Source organism: Stenotrophomonas sp. 364, from assembly GCF_009832905.1.
Classification (GTDB): Bacteria; Pseudomonadota; Gammaproteobacteria; order Xanthomonadales; family Xanthomonadaceae; genus Stenotrophomonas; species Stenotrophomonas maltophilia_AP.
The window spans coordinates 298,564-317,186 of sequence record NZ_CP047135.1 but is presented as its reverse complement, the minus strand read 5'-3'; the positions used below and the strand labels follow the sequence as shown (position 1 = coordinate 317,186).

At 70.2% G+C, this 18,623-nt stretch carries 12 protein-coding genes; all 12 read right to left on the bottom strand.

All coding sequences use genetic code 11. From position 1 onward, the window contains the following. The 12 genes from GQ674_RS01405 to GQ674_RS01350 all read right to left on the bottom strand — a co-directional run bounded on the left by GQ674_RS01405 (nucleotide 1) and on the right by GQ674_RS01350 (nucleotide 18,504). Nucleotides 1-789: a general secretion pathway protein GspN gene (locus tag GQ674_RS01405; protein WP_159495700.1), complete on the bottom strand. Its 789-nt coding sequence runs from the start codon at nucleotides 787-789 to the stop codon at nucleotides 1-3. Next, on the bottom strand, nucleotides 779-1,621 hold the full coding sequence (gene gspM / locus GQ674_RS01400; protein WP_201290204.1) for a type II secretion system protein GspM: 843 nt from the start codon (nucleotides 1,619-1,621) through the stop codon (nucleotides 779-781). The genes GQ674_RS01405 and gspM overlap by 11 nt, the downstream gene beginning before the upstream one ends. After that, nucleotides 1,596-2,762, bottom strand: coding sequence for a PilN domain-containing protein (locus GQ674_RS01395; RefSeq protein ID WP_159495699.1), 1,167 nt, complete (start codon nucleotides 2,760-2,762; stop codon nucleotides 1,596-1,598). Before GQ674_RS01395 ends, gspM begins: the two co-directional genes overlap by 26 nt. Next, nucleotides 2,759-3,622: a type II secretion system protein GspK gene (locus GQ674_RS01390; RefSeq protein WP_159495698.1), complete on the bottom strand. Its 864-nt coding sequence runs from the start codon at nucleotides 3,620-3,622 to the stop codon at nucleotides 2,759-2,761. The genes GQ674_RS01395 and GQ674_RS01390 overlap by 4 nt, the downstream gene beginning before the upstream one ends. Beyond that, nucleotides 3,619-4,251, bottom strand: coding sequence for a type II secretion system protein J (locus tag GQ674_RS01385; RefSeq protein ID WP_159495697.1), 633 nt, complete (start codon nucleotides 4,249-4,251; stop codon nucleotides 3,619-3,621). Before GQ674_RS01385 ends, GQ674_RS01390 begins: the two co-directional genes overlap by 4 nt. Further along, nucleotides 4,248-4,664, bottom strand: a complete 417-nt coding sequence (locus GQ674_RS01380) for a prepilin-type N-terminal cleavage/methylation domain-containing protein (RefSeq protein ID WP_159495696.1) — start codon at nucleotides 4,662-4,664, stop codon at nucleotides 4,248-4,250. The genes GQ674_RS01385 and GQ674_RS01380 overlap by 4 nt, the downstream gene beginning before the upstream one ends. Further along, a complete protein-coding gene (locus GQ674_RS01375) occupies nucleotides 4,661-5,080 on the bottom strand; it encodes a GspH/FimT family pseudopilin (protein ID WP_159499166.1) in 420 nt (139 codons plus the stop codon). The genes GQ674_RS01380 and GQ674_RS01375 overlap by 4 nt, the downstream gene beginning before the upstream one ends. A 93-nt stretch (nucleotides 5,081-5,173) precedes the next feature. Beyond that, nucleotides 5,174-5,602 carry a type II secretion system major pseudopilin GspG gene (gene gspG / locus GQ674_RS01370; protein WP_038690559.1) on the bottom strand — a complete coding sequence of 143 codons (429 nt, stop codon included), beginning with the start codon at nucleotides 5,600-5,602 and terminating at the stop codon, nucleotides 5,174-5,176. A gap of 46 nt (nucleotides 5,603-5,648) precedes the next feature. Further along, nucleotides 5,649-6,869 carry a type II secretion system F family protein gene (locus GQ674_RS01365; RefSeq protein WP_159495695.1) on the bottom strand — a complete coding sequence of 407 codons (1,221 nt, stop codon included), beginning with the start codon at nucleotides 6,867-6,869 and terminating at the stop codon, nucleotides 5,649-5,651. Between the two features lie 37 nt (nucleotides 6,870-6,906). Continuing rightward, a complete protein-coding gene (gene gspE, locus GQ674_RS01360; RefSeq protein ID WP_159495694.1) occupies nucleotides 6,907-8,634 on the bottom strand; it encodes a type II secretion system ATPase GspE in 1,728 nt (575 codons plus the stop codon). Between the two features lie 292 nt (nucleotides 8,635-8,926). Then, on the bottom strand, nucleotides 8,927-10,780 hold the full coding sequence (locus tag GQ674_RS01355; RefSeq protein WP_159495693.1) for a S8 family peptidase: 1,854 nt from the start codon (nucleotides 10,778-10,780) through the stop codon (nucleotides 8,927-8,929). A gap of 158 nt (nucleotides 10,781-10,938) precedes the next feature. Beyond that, on the bottom strand, nucleotides 10,939-18,504 hold the full coding sequence (locus GQ674_RS01350; RefSeq protein WP_159495692.1) for an ESPR-type extended signal peptide-containing protein: 7,566 nt from the start codon (nucleotides 18,502-18,504) through the stop codon (nucleotides 10,939-10,941). Nucleotides 18,505-18,623: the final 119 nt, after the last annotated feature.

Below are 18,623 nucleotides of genomic sequence, written 5' to 3'. Positions count from 1 at the left end.
CTAAGGGTTCTGGCCGGAGCCGCCCGCGGGCGGTCGCTGCGATTGTTGTTGTTGCTGCAGTTGCTGGCGGCGCGCCTGGATGCGCGCACGGATGGCCTGCATCTGTGCATCACTGGGGCCTTGGGCCGGGGTGCTGGGGGCGGCGGGTGCCGGCGGTGCCGGTGCCGGTGCGGACGGGGTGGCGACCTGCACCGGTCGCGCCGCCTGGCCCGGGGGCGGCGGAGGCGGCAACGGCATGACCCCCGCGCCGGCCGGCGGCACCGCACCATTGACCGGGTTGCCCAGCACCGTGGGCGGTTCGCCGCCCTGCCCGTTGAACACAGTCAGTTCCAGCACCTGGGTACCGCCGGGGCCACTGACCGTGGCGCTGCGGGGTTCCAGTGCCAGCAGCTGCCAGCCGTTGACCGGTTCGCCGTTGAGGCGCAGGCGCAGCGACTGCTTCTGGTCGGTGGTGAGGATGGCCATGCTGAATTCAGAGGTGAGCAGCACGCCGGTCAGGCTGACCGCGCTGGACGCCCCCGGTTCGCTGCCGCCGAGCAGGTACGGGCGTGGCCGGCGGTCTTCGGCGAACAACGGACGGGCGCCGATCTGGGCGTAGGCGTCGGCCGTGGCAATGCGCTCCGGCGCGGCGGCGGGCAGCACCGGCAGCGGAGACGCGGTGCGGTCGCCTTCGGCGGCGGCCGGGAGGCGGCTGCCGAGCCCGAACAGGCTGGCGATCCAGATCGCGGCGGCCCACGCCACCGCGGTGGCCAGCCACCAGCTGCGCAGGGAGGTCAGCTCAATTTTCATGGTCGGCCTCCGCAGCGTCGACGGCATCGGCAGCCGCAGCGGCGGCACTGGTCGCGCTCGCGGCCGCATCCTCGGCAGCCTGCGCTGCATACGCCGCCGCGTTGGCGTCTGTCTGGGCGTTGGCGGCTGCCTGGGCGTTGGCAGCTGCCTGGGCATCGGCGGGCACGGGTCCGGCCGGGGTCAGGCCGGTGCTGTCGGCGGGCATCGCGGCACCGGTCGGCGCCGGCGCGCCCGGGTCCGACGCGCCGCCGGGCTGCAGGTACCCCACCAGTTCGAAGGACACGTCCAGCCCGGTGCCGGTTTCATTCGGCGACTGCTGGAACCGCTGCGCGAGCAGGTTGAGGTTGTTGACGAAAAGGCGCGGGCTGCCGGTTTCCAGCGTGTACAGCACGGCCGCCATTTCCGGAATGCCGCAGCGCAGCCGCACCTGCAGGGCCACTTTGGGGAACACCGCGTCGGCACTGGTGTCCTGCAGCGGCGAGCGGTTGCTGATGGCGCAGCTGCGGTTGCCCGGGCTGGCCGATGCCACGGCATCCTGCAGGCGCGCGGACAACGCTGCGGCGGCCGACTCTGCGGTGGCTTCCCGCAGGAAACCGGGCCGCCCCGCCAGGGCCGCCTGTGCCTGCTGCAGACCACGCGCGACCGCGCCGCGCTGCTGCAGCTGGGCCTGCACGCGCTGATCGCGCTCCTGCAGGTCGGTGATATCGGCGTTGATGTCCAGCAGCGGCCGGGTGAACAACGGATGCACCAGCACCAGGTAGACCAGCGCGATCACCGCCAGCAGCAACGCCAGCGCCAGCCAGCGGTCACGGCGTGTGGTCGGCATTGCCATCGGCACCCTCCGCGGCAGGGACGGCGGCGGGCGCTGCGGGGGTGGCACCGGGCAACGGCTGCAGTTCGGCGGTGAGGGTGAAGCGGTCGCGGCCTGCCGCCCCACCATCGGCCTGCAGCACGCCGGTCAGGTTCACCTTGCGCCACAGCGGTGAGTCCTGCAGCAGCGGCACCAGTTGCGACGCCTCGCGGCTCAGCCCGATCAACTGCAGGGAATCGCCTTCCACCGACAGCTTTTCCAGATAGGTGCCATCGGGCAGCAGCCGGGTCAGCTCGTTCCACAGCTCCACGGTACTGGCATGGGCCATGCGCTTCTGTTCGAGGAATGCCGCACCTTCCACCAGCGTCTGCAGGTGCTGGCGCTCGGCGGCAACCTGGCGTGCATCGCGTGCCGCCGCGTTGACCTGCTCGCCCAGCGCATCGGCGGCGGCCTGGCGGTTGTCCAGGATCTGCTGGCCGGCCAGGGCCAGCAGCACCAGCGCCGCCAGCCCCATCAGCAGGTTCCAGCGGCGCATCGGATCGCGCTGGGCGTGCCGCTGGTCCAGCGGCAGCAGGTTCACCCCCAGCGGCTGGCCAGCGGCGTCGGCAATATCCACACCGGCCAGCCCCTGCGCCCACGGGCCCACCTGCTGCGCCCACTGTTCCAGCGCCTGGCGCGGCATCACCACCAGTTCCACCTGCAGCTGGCCATCATCGAGCGCGCCCAGCTCGCGCACATCGAAGCTGACCTGCGCCGGTTCAAACGGGGTCTGCCGGTCGATCTCGAACCCCACCACATCCCGCAGGCGGCTGGCGGCCGCCGCAGGCAGGCGCAGCGGACGGCGCAGCGCGGCCGTGGCCGGCAGCAGCCAATGCCGCGGCAACGTGCGCAGGCGTGCGTCCAGGCGCTGTTCCAGTGCAGCCGGGGTCTGGGGCCAGGGCAATTCCAGCACCTGTTCGGTGTGCGATCCGCCATCGCGCAGCACGTGCAGCTGCTCGCCCTGCTGCTGCAGCAACAGGCGTGACCGTGACCAGCCCAGCGCCCATTGCCAGCGCTCGGGCAGCCACGCCAGCAACGAACGCCGCCACCAGCGCAGGCCGTTGACCACGCCCGGCGCCATCTGCCCCTGCGCCCGCACCAGAGTGTCCCGCCATGCCGTCATCGTGCTGCCATTCCCTGTTCCCATCGAAGGACCGTGTAAGTCGTTCCCGGCGTGCCTGCGGTCCCCGTCCGCACCACGCCCCGCAGAACCGACACTTTGCCGCGCTCATCCGTTGCGCGGCTCTCGATACTATAGGTGCCGCTGCCACTGGCAAGCGCCGCACCGCCCACTTTTGCATCTTCACCGGCTTGGGCCCGCTCGCGCTCGGCAAGCAGGCGCGGCGCATCCAGCCCCAATGCCGTCAACACCGGACCGGCCGCGAAACGCGGGTCCGGACGCGACTGCCGACTGTACAGGGTCAGCATCGGCTCCAGCTGTTCATACAACGTCGCGTCCATGCCGAGCACGCGCTGCAGCTCACCCAGCGTCTCGAAGCGGTTGTTGCGCGGGCCATACGGCAGCCCGGCAGCAATGTAGTCGGGGCGTTCGGCACCGCCGCCGGGCTGTTTGAGGCTGTCGGCATCGCGCCAGTCGACGATCGCGCCCGCCAGCGGGCCGGCACGTTCGGGCGCAACGTCCATCGCCACGAGGAACGCACGCAGCAACGTGGCGTCGGCCAGGTTCAGGTTGATCTTGCCGTTCTCGTCGACGACGCGCAGGTCGATGCGGCGCTGGTCGAACTCCCAGCGATAGCGCCGCCCGTCGGCCACCCACGGCGGCCGGGTCGCGCTGGGCTGCAGCCGGTACAGCGCGTACTCCAACCCGGCACGCGCATGTTCCTGGCCGATGGCATCGTCGTTGATCACGCGCTGCTGCATGTGCTCGATGCGGGCACTCAGCGCGAACGCGCCAACCACCGCGGTGAGCAGCGCGATCAGCCAGAGCACCAGCACCAGCGCGGCACCGCGCGCGCGCCTCATGGCCGTACCCCGCGTGGCTGCTGCGCCAACGCCACCACCATCGGCGGCCACGCCGGGCCCTGGCGCGGAGTGACACTGATGGAGACCAGGCTCGGCAGGCGGCGGGTGTCTTCCCAGCGGTCCTGCCAGTCCCCCAGCTGCCCGTTGCGCGGGTCGATGCCGCGGTAGCGGAAGCTCACTGCACGCAGCGCATCAGCCAGCGCCTCGGGCGGGCGCGGCGGGGTTTCCTCGATGCGCTCGCCGTTCTGCACCAGGGTCAGCGCCAGGTCCAGGCGCTGCGCGTCGCCGCTGCCCCGCACCTGCAGTTCGTGCACGTAAGGGCCACCGCGGCCGAGGTAGCCGGGCAGATCGGACACGAACACCATGTGCTGCGGCTCGCCCAGGAAGTACTCCGGTTCGCGGGTGGGGTCCGGTGGCGTGGTGGCGGTCAACATGGCCATCGACAGGCGCCGACGCAGGAAGCCTTCCACCGCGCGCATGCGCTCGTTGTGCGCGGCCATCTGTTCGCCGCGCTGGCTGATCGCCAGTGCCGAGCGCACGGTGGCGAAGGCCAGCGCCAGCCCGCCGACCAGCAACGCGGTGGCCAGCAGCACTTCGATCAGGGTGAAGCCGCGGTGCGCACGGCTCATCGTGGCGTACCCGGGCTGGCGGGCAGCAGGCGCAGGCTGCGCCATTGCATGCGATCGGCGTCGGTGTCGCCCCAGGACACCTGCAGGGTCAGCTGCGCCAGACGGGGGCCGGCCACGGTGTCGGCCACTGGCAACGCATCGGTGCGCGGCTCCTGGTACGGCGCAACCTCCAATGTCCAGCGGTAGCGGCCGTCTTCCCATTCGCCACTGCGCTCGCCGTCCTGCAGCGGCTCGACCACACCGGTGACCGCCAGCAGCGATTGCGCATGCAGCACCGCGCGGCTGCGCAGGTCCGCCTGCTTGATCTGCCGCGAGGCGCCGGACAGGCTGCCCAGCAGCAGGGTCAGCGCCAGCGCCAGCACGGCGAACGCCACGATCACCTCCAGCAACGAATAGCCGCGCTGATGCTTCATGGACGATCCCGCTGTGGGCCCGAGCGCACGTCCCCGGTGATCCAGCCCACGTCGATGTGCCAGACCGCTTCGCGCACCTGCAGGTCGATGCTGCCGCCGCTGGAAGCGCCGTCGGGATAGAACGCGATGGCCCCCTGCCCGGTGGCGGTGGCCACTTCGCGCGCGCCGCGGAAGCGCACGTCCAGGCTGGGCGGCACGTTGCCGTGGCGACCGTTGGCCGCCTGCCAGGTGCGTGTCTGGGGGTCGATCAGGAAGCGCTGGCGCTCACCGGTGGCGATGGCCTGGGTGCGCGTGTAGCGCAGCTGGCTGGCCAGTTCCTTGCCGGCGTTGCGCAGCCGCATGCCGTCGATGCCGCCGTTCATCGCGGTGGCGGTCACCGCCCCGATGATGGCGATCAGCGCCACCACCAGCAGCATTTCCAACAACGACAGCCCGGACACCCGGCGCAGGGAACGCGGCGGGCGGCGGGGCAAGCGCGTGCATGGCAGGGCGACGACCGGCAAGCGGGCTTACTCGTACTTGATGTCGGCGTCGTAGCTGCTGCCGCCCACTTTCCCGTCCTTGCCCAGGCTGATCAGGTCGAACGGCTGGCCTTCGCCGGGGGCGCGGTATTCCAGCGGGTGGCCCCACGGGTCGTTGAGTTCGGCCGGCTTGGCATACGGGCCCAGCCAGCCGCTGGTGCCGCCGGGCTGGGTGACCAGGTCGTCAAGCTTGGCCGGCAGCTTGCCGGTATCCAGCTGGTAGTTTTCGACCTTGCCGGCCACGGTCTGGACCTGCGATTTGGCGATGTTGGCCTTGCCGCGATCGGCACCGCCCAGCACGCGGCTGCCCACCAGCGTCAGCACCGCGCCGATCAGCACGATCACGATGATGATTTCCAACAGGCTCATGCCGGCCTGGCGGCGCGGCGAGGTGAAGCGGATCAGGCGGCGTTGCATGCGGCAGGCTCCTTGCAGGGGTCAGGGGAATGCGAAATGGCCATCGTCAGCCGATGGCATTGGTCAGGTCATACAGCGGCACCAGCACGGCGACGATCACCAGTCCGACCACCGACGCCAGCACCAGGGTGATCACCGGTACCATCGCCGACAGCAGGCGGTCGATGGCGCGTGCGCTTTCCTGCTCGAAGGTGTCGGCGGTCTTGAGCAGCATGGTGTCCAGTGCGCCCGATTCCTCGCCCACCTGGATCATCTGCAGGGCAAGGCGCGGGAAGCGTTTGCCGCGTGCCAGCGACACCGACAGGCCGTTGCCGTTCTTGACGTCGTCGCTTGCCGCATCCACGTCGGCGGCCAGGGCGCGGTTGCCCAGCACGTTGCGTGCGATGCCCAGCCCGGCCAGCAATGGCACGCCGTTACGCAGCAGAGTGCCCAGGGTACGTGCCAGCCGCGCGGTTTCCAGCTTGCCCAGCAGCGGACCGATGCCCTTGCGCTGCAGCAGCCAGCCGTCCATCGCCAGGCGGAACGCGGGCTGGCGCAGCTTGCGCTCGATCACCAGCAACGCCAGCGCCGGCACCACGATCATCGCCAGCCAGCCGTCGCGCACCACCAGCCCGGCGGCCAGCACCCACTGGGTGAACCACGGCAGGGCCACGTCCAGGCTTTCGTACATGAGCGCGAACTGCGGCACCACGTAGCCCAGCAGGAACAGCAGCGCGCCGCCGACCACCGCCAGCAGGATCGCCGGGTAGATCAACGCGTTGATCACCCTGCCCTTGAGCTCGGCGCTGCGTTCGAGGTATTCCGACAGGCGTTGCAGCGTGTCGTGCAGGCTGCCGCCGGCCTCGCCGGCACGCACCATGTTGATGTACAGCCGCGAGAACAGCCCATGCTGGCGTTCCAGCGCGGTGGACAGCGGCGCACCGCCGCGCACCACGTCGCGGATGTCGGTGATGGCGCGGCGGCTGCGCTCATCCTCGGGCAGTTCCAGCAGGATGGTCAGCGCGCGGTCCAACGGCTGGCCGGCGCCCAGCAGAGTGGACAGCTGCTGGGTAAACTGCACCAGCGCGGCACCGTCGAACGGCTTGCGGCGCAGCAGCGCGGCCCACGAGGTGGCCGTGGCCACGCCCTCGCTGGCCAGGCGCGCTTCCATGGGCAGGTGGCCCTGGTCCTGCAGGCGGGTGACCACGTCGGCCTCGCTCGCGGCCTCCATCTGCCCGTCGAACAGTTCGCCGTGCGCATTGAGCGCCTTGTAGCGGTACAGCGCCATGCTCAGCGGCCCGCCAGCCAGGTGGGGTGGAGGCGCATCAGGATTCCTCTGTCACGCGCAGGATTTCCTCCAGCGTGGTGTGGCCCAGCAACGCTTTGGCCAGGCCATCCTCGTACATCGTGCGCATGCCGGCCGCGCGCGCGATCTGCTCGATCTCGCCCATGCCGGCGCGACGCATCACCGCACGCCGCAGCTCGTCGTTCATCACCAGGAATTCCATGATGGTGGTGCGGCCCAGGTAGCCGGTGGGTGCGATCGCCGAGGGCTGTGCGCGGTACAGGAAAATATCGCCCTGCGGCTGCAGGCGGCGCAGGCCGAACTTCTCGATCTCCTCCGGCGAGGCGAGGTAGCGCACGGCGTGCTGCGGTTCGAGCCGGCGTACCAGGCGCTGGGCCAGGATGCCGTTGATGGTGGAGGTGAGCAGGTAATCTTCCACGCCCATGTCGAGCAGGCGGGTGATGCCGCCGGCGGCGTTGTTGGTGTGCAGCGTGGACAGCACCAGGTGGCCGGTGAGTGCGGACTGGATGGCGATGCGTGCCGTTTCCAGGTCGCGCATTTCGCCGATCATGATGATGTCCGGGTCCTGACGCACGATGCTGCGCAGCGCGTGGGCGAAGTCGAGCCCGATCTGCGGCTTGGCCTGGATCTGGTTGATGCCTTCGATCTGGTACTCCACCGGGTCTTCCACGGTGATGATCTTGACGTCGGCGGTATTGAGCTGGCTGAGCGCGGTATACAGCGTCGTAGTCTTGCCCGAGCCGGTCGGGCCGGTGACCAGCAGGATGCCGTGCGGCTGCTCGAGCACCTTGCGGAACTGGGGCAGGAACGCATCGGTGAAGCCGAGCCGGTGGAAATCGAAGACGACGGTATCGCGATCGAGCAGGCGCATCACCACGCTCTCGCCGTGCGCGGTGGGCACCGTGCTCACGCGCAGGTCCAGCTCCTTGCCCTGCACGCGCAGCATGATGCGACCGTCCTGCGGCAGGCGACGTTCGGCGATGTTGAGCCGGGCCATGATCTTGACGCGGCTGATCACCGCGGCGGTGAGGTTGGCCGGCGGGCTTTCGCCTTCGATCAGCACGCCGTCGACGCGGTAACGCACCTTGAGCCGGTTTTCGAACGGTTCGATGTGGATGTCCGAGGCGCGCAGTTCGAAGGCGCGCTGGATCACCAGGTTGACCAGGCGGATGACCGGCGCTTCGGAGGCAAGGTCGCGCAGGTGTTCGATGTCGTCGACCGCGCTGCCTTCGCCATCGGCGGTTTCCACGATCGCGCCCATCGCACTGCGACCCTGGCCGTACCAGCGCTCGATCAGGTCATCGATTTCCGAGCGCAGCCCGACATGCAGCCGCACCGGTACGCCCATCGCCAGACGCACGGCATCGGCAGCATAGGGGTCCTGCGGGTCGCTGAGCCACAGGTCCAGCACGCCATCGTGCAGGGCCAGCGGACAGACGTGGAACTGCTTGAGGAAGCGCAGCGACAACGGCAGTGCATCGAGCAGCGATTCGGGCGCCACTTCCGGCACAGTACGTGCGTCGAGCAGCGCCAGGCCCAGCACCTCGGCGCTGGCCTGGGCGTGGTCGCGCTCGGACACCAGGCCCAGCCGCACCAGCAACTGCAGCAGGCTGCCGCCGGACTCACGGTGCAGCGGACGCGCGCGCGCCAGATCGCCTTCCTTCAGGCGCCCGTTGCGCAGCAAGGCGTCGACGATGCGGGTTTCCGCAGTGGTTTCTGCAGTGGGATCGTGGGCAACCGCGTTCACGAAGCTCTCCTGGCGACCGTGTGACTTTAGCAGTTCAGCGGGTCGCTTTACGTGCCGGTGCGATGTGAAATCGACGCAGCCCGCAGGACCGCCGTATGCCCGGGTAAATGGCGACAGACACGACCAGGGAAAGACAACGCATCCACACGGGGGTAGCGCCACCCCGTGGGTGGCTGCGCGTGGTGCACGATCAGCGCGGCAGCCCCCATGGGGTGGCTCTACCCGACGGATGATCACCCAAAAAAAATGGGGAGCCGGTCACAAGACCGGCTCCCCAACAACCACACACCCGTTACTGGTTGGCGATGACGCTGACGCCGCTGAACGCGGACTCGCCGACCAGCTTGATGTAGTACGTGCCCGCCACCGGCGCGGTGAACCGCACGGTTTCACTGTTGCCCGGGCGGGTCGACTTGGCGTCGAACACCGTCGCGGTCGGCTCCTTGCCCTGGCTGACGTACACCGACACGTTGCCGCTGCCGCCGTAGGTGAGCAGGCTCAGCACCTTGCCGGCCTGCGCGTCGAAGCTGTACAGCACTTCGCTGCCACCGGCACCGCTCAGGCCGCCCACGGCGACCTTGTTGGTCAGCGGGATCGCGGTGGGACCGCAGTTCTCGGTGCACTCTTCCTCGAGCGCCTTGGCCAGCGCGGCCTTGGCGTCGACAATGCCGGTGCCGATCGGGGTGGCCGCCGGGATGGTCACCGGGAACTTGCGCGCGGTTTCCTTGAGCAGGGTTTCCAGCTGGGCCGGGGTGAACGCGTCGCGGTTGTTGGCGATGCGTGCGCTCTGTACCAGGGCGGCCACCGCCGCCACGTGCGGCGACGACATCGAGGTGCCGCCCTTGCCGCCGTAATCGGAGGTGCCCAGTTCCGGCGAGGTGGTGCTGCTGGAGATGGCCTGCCAGATGTAGCCGCCCGGATTGCCATCGACGCTGCCACCGCCACCCGGGGCCGACAGATCCACCGCCGCACCGTAGTTGGAGTAGTAGGTAATGCCGCCGGTGATGCGCGTGGCGCCCACCGCAACCACATTGTTGCAGTTGGCCGGACGCGCGTTGGCGACGTTGCCGCCGGCGTTGCCTGCGGCCACCACCACCAGCGTGCCACGCGACACCGCACCGTTGATCGCGGCCTGGTAGACCGGGTCGCAGGCGCCACTGCCGCCCAGGCTCATGTTGATGATTTCAGCCGGGTTGGCGTTGGCCGGAATGCCCGCCACGGTGCCGCCGGAGGCCCAGGTGATGGCATCGGCGATGTCGGCCAGGCTGCCGCCGCACTTGCCAAGCACGCGCACCGGCAACACCTTGGCCTTGTACGCGACGCCCGCCATGCCGACGCCGTTGTTGGTGGCTTCGGCGACCGTGCCGGCCACGTGGGTGCCGTGCCAGGAGCTGTCTTCGGCGAGCGAGCCGGTGTAGCACTCGTTGTCGTTCTCCACCCAGTCGCCGTAATCCAGCGCACCCGGGACGCGGGCGTCGGTCGGACGGCGCGAGGTTTCGGCGTCGCTGATGAAGTCGTAGCCTTCCAGCAGGTTGCCGCTGAAGTCTTCATGGTTGGGCAGGATGCCGGTATCGATCACCGCCACCACCACGCCCTCGCCCTGCGACACGTCCCACGCCGACGGCGCGTTGATGCCGCCGGTGGCGTTGCCGAAGTGCCACTGGTACTGCGCGTAGTACGGGTCGTTGGGCACCAGCTGCTTGGTTTCGGTCGGCTTGGCGCGCAGGTCGGCGCGCTGCATGCGCGCATTGACCACGGCATATTCCACGGTCGGGTCGGCCTTCAGTTCGGCCAGCACCTTCTGCAGTTCGGCATCGCCCAGGCGGCTCTGCAGGCGGATCAGGTCGGCGCCCACGCCGAGCTTGCGCACCACCTGCGGGTTGAGCGCGCCAGCGCGCGCAGTGCCACCGTTGAGCGTCGCGCGCGACAGCGCCGAGTTGACCACGGCCAGCTTGGCCGAACGGTCCGACGCAGCAGCGCTGCCGGCGCGGTACTTGACGATGATGCCGTTGCTGCTCTGCTGCGCGGCAGTGGCCGGGCGCTTGGGTTCCTCGGTACGCGGGCTGGCGGCGAACGCCGAACCGGCCGAGATCGACAGCAGCGCGGCTGCCAGCACGTTGATGCGAAGGTTCTGCTTACTGGTCACGTTGAAATCCTCTTCAAGGTCATGATCAAACGACTGTTCAGGCCAACATTCCATGCGAGTTCCCTGGCCGGCCCTGGCCAGGGTTCCCGTGACCCGCCCCCTCAGGCCTTGCATTGCTTGCGGCGTGGCCCAACCAGGCCACGCCTTGCCACGTCTGCTTACCAGCCGAAGCCGGCACCCACGCCCACCGAGCTGTCATCGCTGCTGAAGGCACCGCCGATGGTCACCGTGGCGCGTTCGCTGAGCGCACGCTGGTAGCCCAGCGACAACGCCGACTCCCCGCCCTGGTAGCCCACGCCCACGCCCACCCGGTTCTGGGTGCGCACGCCGGCGGCGCTGGTGGCCATGTTGAGCATCGCCGCGCTCATCGCGCCCTGGCGGTCGATGCGACGGTCCTGATGGCGCAGGCGCTGATCGATTTCGCCCTTGTAGATGTCGAAGCTGTCGGCCATCGCGCCGAAGCGCTGGTCGGTGTAGCTGTTGGCCGTTGCGATGCCGCCGTCCAGCTGACCCTTGTTGACCGCATCGGTGGCCTGCGTACCAGCGGCGACGTTGGCGACCTGGCGTTCGTTGCCGACGCTGCCGACCGACACCGTGTCGGCACGATCGGCAACCGAGCCCTGGCCCAGCGCGACCGAGTTGGCCGCCGTTGCGGTGGCCCCCTGGCCGATCGCGGTGGCCGAGGCCCCGCTGGCCACGGCGCCCTCGCCCATGACCACCGCATTGACCGCGGTCGGTGCGGCGGCGGCCGGTGCGTTGACTACCTGCGGGCTGCCCGCACTGGCGGCCATCGGCGCGCCCTGCACGCTGGCGGTGGCCACGCGCTCATCGGCCGTGGCCAGCGACGCACTGGCCACATCGGCCGAGGGTGCCGCTGCGCTGCGTGCGCGTGCCGTGCTGCTGCCGGCCACCCGCTGGTCGAGGTCGCTGACCTTGCGGTCCAGCGCACCCAAGGCATCACCCACGTTGTTGTACGTCGTCCCCTGGATCACATAGTTGGGGGCCACGAACACGCCCTGCATGCCCACGCTGGCACCACCGCCGAGGAAGCTGGCGGCATCGGACAGCGACTGGAACAGCTGACCACCGTTGATGGCCTGACGGCTGCCGGAGGCGATCGACCCGCTGCCGACGTTGTCCAGCACCGTACCCTGCACGCCGGACAAGGTGACCTTGTCGCGGCTGGCGTCGTCGTAGCTGAGCGCGTTGGCGGTCACGGTTTCCACCGAGCCGATGCGCTCGTCGATGTCGCCCACGCGGGTTTCCACAGCGCCCACGCGCTGGTTGGTGGTGTTGAGCTGGCCACCGGTCACTGCATCGGTGCTACCGGCGGCGATGCGGCCGGCGGCGACGTTGACGATGCGGCGCGTGGCCGGACCGTCGGTGCCGTTGCCACCGCCCACCGAAACCACGTTGGCTTCGACCGCACGTGCGCCTGCGCCCAGTGCCACCGAACCGGCGCCGGATACCCCGGCACCCGCGCCGATGGCGATGCTGCCGGCGCCGTTGCTGGCGAAGGCACCGTTGCCGATGGCCACGCCGTTAGTGGCGTTGGTGGAGGCCGAGCGGCCGATCACGGTGCTGTTGTCACCGCGTGCCGATGCATCGGCACCGATGGCCGTGGCACCCGTGGCCGAGGCCACCGATGCCGCACCCAGCGCGCTGCTGCGGTTGCCACTGGCGGCAGCGCCCGAACCGGCGGCGAGTGCATCGCTGCCGCTGGCGGTGGCAACGCCGGTGCCGCTGGCCTTGAAGTGCTTGCCGACGGCATCGGCGGTCGCCGCCACGCTGTCCAGCTGGGCCTTGTTCACCGCGTCGTTGGCGTTCACCGCCGCACCGACGTTGGTGATGCGGCGCGTGGCCGGACCGGTGGTGCCGTTGCCGCCACCGACCGAGACCACATTGGCTTCGCTGGTGCGTGCACCGGCACCCAGCGCGACGCTGCCCGCGCCACTGGCCGAAGAACTCTTGCCCACCGCTGTGGCATTGATGCCGCTGTAGGCGTAGCTGTCCTGGCCGATCGCGGTGGAGCCGGCCGAGGTGGCCCACGCCAGCTGGCCAACCGCGGTGGTCTGCGCCGCGGTGGCCCAGGCATTGGAACCGGCGGCGACGCTGTTGGCACCGCTGGCCTGCGAGGCGTAGCCGATGGCGTTGGCGTAGGCACCGGACGCGGTGCTGCCCCAGCCCAGTGCCGAGGCGTAGTCGCCGCTGGCCTCGGCGCCGTAGCCGAGCGCGGTGGTCCGCACCCCGCTGGCCGCGCTGAACGCGCCCACTGCGGTGCTGTAGTCGCTGCCCGCTTCGGCGCTGTAGCCGAATGCCGCCGACTGCAACCCGGCCGAGGTGGACCCGGCACCGCTGGCGGTGCTGAACACCCCGGTGGCCTGCGCACCGGCGCCGAGCGCGGTGGCGCCGGTGCCGCTGGCACTGGTGGCCTTGTCCAGGAGCACGTTGCCGTTGGCATCTTCGTAGTACAGCGCGCCACCGATGGCCGTGGCCGAATCGGCGGTGGCCGAGGCGTTGAAGCCCGACGCCGACGCATTGCGACCGGAGGCCAGCGCGCCGCTGCCGTAGGCCGATGCGCCAGTGCCGTACGCATTGGCGGCTTCACCGGCGGCGGTGGCGTAGGCGCCATCGACATAGGCCCCCACGTCATCGCCGTTGCCGCTGCCGGACGCCTTGAACTGGCGGTTGGTCTGCTCGGCCACCTCGGCCACGGCGCTCAACTGATTGACGTTGACCGCATCGGTGCCTTCGGTACCGTCGGCCACGTTGGTGATCTGCCGCTGCGCGGTGGCCGTGCCGACCGAGACCGTGTTGTCACGCTCGGCCGACGAACCGGCGCCCAGCGCGACACTGTTGACGCCTTCGGCAATGGCGTTGGCGCCGAGCGCGGTGCTGTTGGCCGCATCGGCCCACGAATTCCAGCCGATCGCGGTGGCGTAGTCGTCGGTTGCCCAGGCACCGGCCCCGAACGCCGCCGCACCGGTGCCGCTGGCACGGGCCGGCAGCAGGCCGAAGAAGGTCGAGCCACCGATGGCCACGCTTTCATCGCCGGTCGCTTCGCTGGATTCACCCAGCGCCACCGAACTGGTCCCCGAGGCCGTGGCCGACGTACCCACGGCCGTGGCCAGGGCGTTGGACGCGATCGCGCCGTAGCCCAATGCGTTGGACAGGCGCCCGGTGGCTTCGCTGTAACTGCCGAAGGCCGATGCGCCCGCGTCCGAGGCGATGCTACGGAAGCCGGTCGCGGTGGCCTGCTGGCCACTGGCCGACGACTCGAAGCCGTTGGCGGTGGCATAGGCGCCGCTGGCAATGGCCCCACCGCCAATTGCGCTGGCACCGATCTCGCTGGCGCTGGCGTTGCTGCCCAGCGCCACGCTGTTCTCGCCCGTGGCCTGCGCGTTGCTGCCCAGTGCGGCGGCACCGTCGGCGCTGGCCAGCGCATTGGTGCCCACTGCCGTGGCGCTGGCGGCCAGCGCATTGGCACCGGCACCCAGTGCGGTGGCACCGTCGCCGATCGCATTGGCCGCTTCACCGGCGGCCAGGGCATCGTCGCCTTCCACGTACGCACCGGCATCGCTGTTGTCGCTGCCACTGGCCTGGAAGTACTTGCTGGTGGCTTCGCCTGCGGCAGCCACCGCGTTCAACTGGTCGAGGTTGACCGCATCGGTGCCTTCGGTACCGGCAGCGACGTTGGTGATCTGGCGCTGCGCATCGGCACTGCCGACCGACACACTGTCGTCGCGGTCGGCGATGGAATCGGCACCGAGGGCCACGCTGTTCTCACCACTGGAGGTGGCCGCGTTGCCGAGCGCGGTGCTGTTCACGCCCGGCGACCATGCCCCGCCGCCCACGGCGGTGGAGTAGTTGCCCGACGCTTCGGTGGCCAGCAGACCGAACAGCGAACCGCCCACGGCCACGCTGTTGGTACCGGTGGCCAGGCTGCCCTGACCGGTGGCGGTGCTGTACGCCCCGGACGCCTCGGCATCACCACCCACGGCGACGCTGTTGGACCCGGTGGCCTGGGCGAAGCTGCCCAATGCGGTGGCGTTGAAGGCACTGGCCACGGCCAGCCCGCCGATGGCGGTGGTGTAACCGGCGGTGGCTTCGGCACCGAAGCCGTAGCCGGCCGACAAGGTGCCGCTGACCACGCTCTCGGCGCCCACGGCGGTCGCGCCCTGGCCACTGGCGCTGCTGTAGTAGCCCAGCGCCACCGACTCTTCGCCGGCCGCGTCGGACAACGCACCGCCGGCAAAGCTGCCCGCACCGGACGCGACGCTGGCCGCGCCGGTGGCAGTGCTCTGCTCGCCGGAAGCTTCGCTTTCGGCGCCCGTGGCGGTGGCGTATTCGCCGCTGGCCTGCGCATTGGCGCCCACGGCGATCGCGTTGGCACCGCTGGCCAGTGCATTGAAGCCCACCGCACTGGCGTTGTCGGCCAATGCGAACGCGCCGCTGCCCAGCGCGGTGGCGCCGCTGCCAGCGGCGAAGCTGGCCGAGCCCACGGCGGTGGCGTAGTCGCCATCGGTGGCCGCGTTGGAACCGGCGGCCACGCTTTCCTCGCCCCCGGCTACCGCCACGCCGTCACCGCTGGCCTGGAACTGCGCGGTGGCGTCGGTGAGCTGGTCCAGGTTCACCGCATCGGTGCCCTGGGTACCGGCGGCGACGTTGGTGACCTGGCGCTGGCGGGTGCTGCTGCCCACCGATACGGTGTACGCACGGTCGGCGACCGAACCGGCGCCGAGTGCCACCGCATTGGACGCACTGGCGTTGCTGCCGGCGCCGATGCCGATGGCGCTTTCACCGCCGGCCACCACGTTGGTGCCGATGGCGATGGTGTTGATGCTGTTGCCCAGCGCCTGGAAGCCGACCGCGACGCTGTTGTCGCCGTAGCCGAACGCACCGCGACCCAGCGCGGTGGCGCTGCTGCCGCGCGCCCAGCTGTTGTAGCCGATCGAGGTGGAGCCGCTGCCGCTGGCCCACGCCGACTGACCCACCGCGGTGCCGTTGGCCGCGGTGGCCCAGGCACTGGCACCGAACGCGGTGGCACCGTCTTCGGTGGCCCATGCGTAGGCGCCGGTGGCGGTGGTTTCCTCGCCGCTGGCGAAGGCGTTGTCGCCCTGCGCCACGCTGTAGTCGCCGGTGGCGCGCGCCTTGTAGCCGGCCGCCAGGCTGTTGCTGCCGGTGGCCTGCGCGCCGCTGCCGAACGCGTTGCTGGTGGCGCCGGTGGCCAGTGCGCCCGCGCCGACCGCAACCGCATCCTGCGCTGCGGTGGTGCCTACCTTGACGGCGTTGCCGTCGGCATCGACCAGCGGCTGGTTGAATTCGTCATAGGCCTGGCCGAGGCCGCCGATGGCGACACTGCCGTTGCCATTGGCGCTGACGTTGCGGCCCACGGCCACGGTGTCATCGCCCAGCGCGTTGGCCCCGTTGCCGAGTGCGGCCGCACCGGCGCCCAGCGCATTGCTGGCCTCGCCTGCGGCCAGCGCGCCGTCGCCTTCGGCAAACGCCCCCACGTCGCTGTCATCGGAACCATTTGCCTTGAAGCGGCTGGCGGTGACGTTGGCCACCTGGGCCACGCCATCCAGCTGCGCCTTGTTGACCGCGTCGGTAGCCTCAGTACCGGCGGCCACATGGGTGATCTGACGTTCGTTGCCGACATCGCCGACCGAGACGGTGTTGGCGCGGGTGGCGGTGGAATTGGCCCCCAGCGCAACGCTGTTGGCGCCGCGTGCGGTGGCATAGAAACCGACTGCGGTGCTGAGTTCGCCGCTGGCCCAGGTTTCCGCGCCCAGCGCGGTAGCGCCTTCACCCGGTGCGTAAGCGAAGTAGCCCACGGCGGTGGCTTCGGTGCCCGACGCTTCGGTCAGGGTGCCGTTGGCGGTGGCGTAATCGCCGCTGGCGATCGCGCCGGCGCCCACGGCGGTCGCCGCTTCACCGCTGGCCTGGGTCTGCACGAAGAAGCCCAGACCCGGCAGCAGGTCGGCCGGCCCGCCGATGGCGGTGCTGCTGTTGCCGGTGGCCACGCTCTGCGTGCCGACGGCGGTGGAGTAGTCACCAATGGCGTTGGACACCGCGCCGAAGGCCGACGACTGCGCGCCGCCGGCGTACGCGCCGACACCGTAGGACGAGGAGGCAAAGCCCGCCGCTTCCGCACTGGCACCCACGGCGGTACCGCCGACGCCAGCGCTGGTGGCGCCGGTATCGACCGGCACGCCGCCGTTGGTGATCAGCGGGTTGCCATCGGCATCCACCGCCGCGCCACCGACCGCCACGCTGCCCGGGCCGTTGGCCTGCGCGTTGTTGCCGAAGGCGGCGCTGTTCTGGCCGGTGGCCACGGCATTGAAGCCCACCGCCGTGGCGTTCTGTGCCACCGCGGTGGCGCCACTGCCGAGCGCGGTAGCGCCACTGCCGAGTGCGTTGGACGCTTCACCGATCGCGGTGGCGTTGTCGCCCTCGGCATAGGCGCCAGCATCGCTGTCGTCACTGCCGGTGGCCTGGAAATACTTGCTGGTGGTGGCCGCCACGGCGCCCACGGCATCCAGCTGGGACTTGTTCACTGCATCGTTGGCTTCGCTGCCATCGGCCACGTTGGTGATCTGGCGGCGCAGGCCGGTTTCGCCGTTGCCCACCGATACGGTGTCGATGCGATCGGCGTAGGAGCCGGCGCCCAGCGCCACGCTGCCCACGGCCACGGCCGCGGAGTTGGACCCGAGCGCGGCGCTGAAATCGGCCACGGCCACGCTGAACGCGCCGACCGCCACCGAGGCCTCGCCAGCACTGCCCGCGCCACGGCCGAGCGAGGTGCTGCCCGCGCCGATGGCCAATGCGCCGCCGCCGATCGCGGTGGCACCGTCGGCGCTGGCTTCGGCCAGGCCGCCAATCGCGGTGGCTGCACCGTTCTCGCTGGCGGCCAGTGCGTGTGCACCGAGCGCGACGTCACCGAGGCCGAAAGCAGCGGCGCTCTGCCCCACTGCCGTGCTGGCGTCGCCGAAGGCCAGCGTGTTCTGGCCGAAGGCGCTGGCGCCCAGGCCGGCCGCAATGGCCTGGCTGCCGGTGGCCGTGGTGGCATTGGCCAGCGCCTGGCTGCCCTGCCCCACGGCGGTGGCGCCGTCGCCCTCGGCGGTGGCACCGGCACCGGCGGCAAGCGCGCCGTCACCGTCGATCGTGGCCGCATCGCTGTCGTTGCCAACACCATCGGCCTTGAAATAGCGGGTCGCGCCTTCGGCAGCAACCGCAACCTTGTCCAGCTGGGCCTTGTTCACCGCATCAGTAGCGGCGGTACCGGCAGCCACGTTGGTGACCTGGCGCTCCTTGCCCGCATCACCCACCGATACCGTGTTGGCGCGGTTGGCCTTGGAGCCTGCACCGAGCGCAACGCTGTTGCTGGCCGAGGCGGTGCTGTTGCTGCCGATGGCCACCGCGTTGCTGCCGGTGGCGCTGGCGCTGCCATCGACCACGCAGCTGTCCAGGATCTTGCTGTTGAGCACAACGCAGTTGGCATTGCCGCCCACTTCCACCGACTGCGCCAGGGCAGCCGGCGCCAGCCCAGCCATGCCCAACCCGAGTGTCAACGCGATGGCAGCCGACAGCACCGACGTGGCGCGCGTGTCGGTGGATCGTCGCTGGTCGATGACCACGCCGGCAGACTGGCCGGTGGCCAATTCCGAGGCGACAACCATTTGCCCCAGTGCTTTGTTCCAGACCTTGCGATAAATCCGATTCATCGATGCGACTCCTGAGTGGGCTGGTTTTAGGCAAAGCGACGCCAACGCCGGACCATGTGGTCCAACGTCCCCTGGGGGCGTGTACTCGCTTGATTTACTGCGTTGCGCCGAATGGCTTG

What these genes read in the sequence shown, in the direction of transcription:
- GQ674_RS01385 (WP_159495697.1), bottom strand. Translation starts at nt 4,251, where the DNA reads ATGAGCCGTGCGCACCGCGGCTTCACCCTGATCGAAGTGCTGCTGGCC.
- gspG (WP_038690559.1), bottom strand. Translation starts at nt 5,602, where the DNA reads ATGCAACGCCGCCTGATCCGCTTCACCTCGCCGCGCCGCCAGGCCGGC.
- GQ674_RS01380 (WP_159495696.1), bottom strand. Translation starts at nt 4,664, where the DNA reads ATGAAGCATCAGCGCGGCTATTCGTTGCTGGAGGTGATCGTGGCGTTC.
- GQ674_RS01365 (WP_159495695.1), bottom strand. Translation starts at nt 6,869, where the DNA reads ATGGCGCTGTACCGCTACAAGGCGCTCAATGCGCACGGCGAACTGTTC.
- GQ674_RS01405 (WP_159495700.1), bottom strand. Translation starts at nt 789, where the DNA reads ATGAAAATTGAGCTGACCTCCCTGCGCAGCTGGTGGCTGGCCACCGCG.
- GQ674_RS01395 (WP_159495699.1), bottom strand. Translation starts at nt 2,762, where the DNA reads ATGACGGCATGGCGGGACACTCTGGTGCGGGCGCAGGGGCAGATGGCG.
- gspM (WP_201290204.1), bottom strand. Translation starts at nt 1,621, where the DNA reads ATGGCAATGCCGACCACACGCCGTGACCGCTGGCTGGCGCTGGCGTTG.
- GQ674_RS01350 (WP_159495692.1), bottom strand. Translation starts at nt 18,504, where the DNA reads ATGAATCGGATTTATCGCAAGGTCTGGAACAAAGCACTGGGGCAAATG.
- GQ674_RS01390 (WP_159495698.1), bottom strand. Translation starts at nt 3,622, where the DNA reads ATGAGGCGCGCGCGCGGTGCCGCGCTGGTGCTGGTGCTCTGGCTGATC.
- GQ674_RS01375 (WP_159499166.1), bottom strand. Translation starts at nt 5,080, where the DNA reads ATGCTGCTGGTGGTGGCGCTGATCGCCATCATCGGGGCGGTGACCGCC.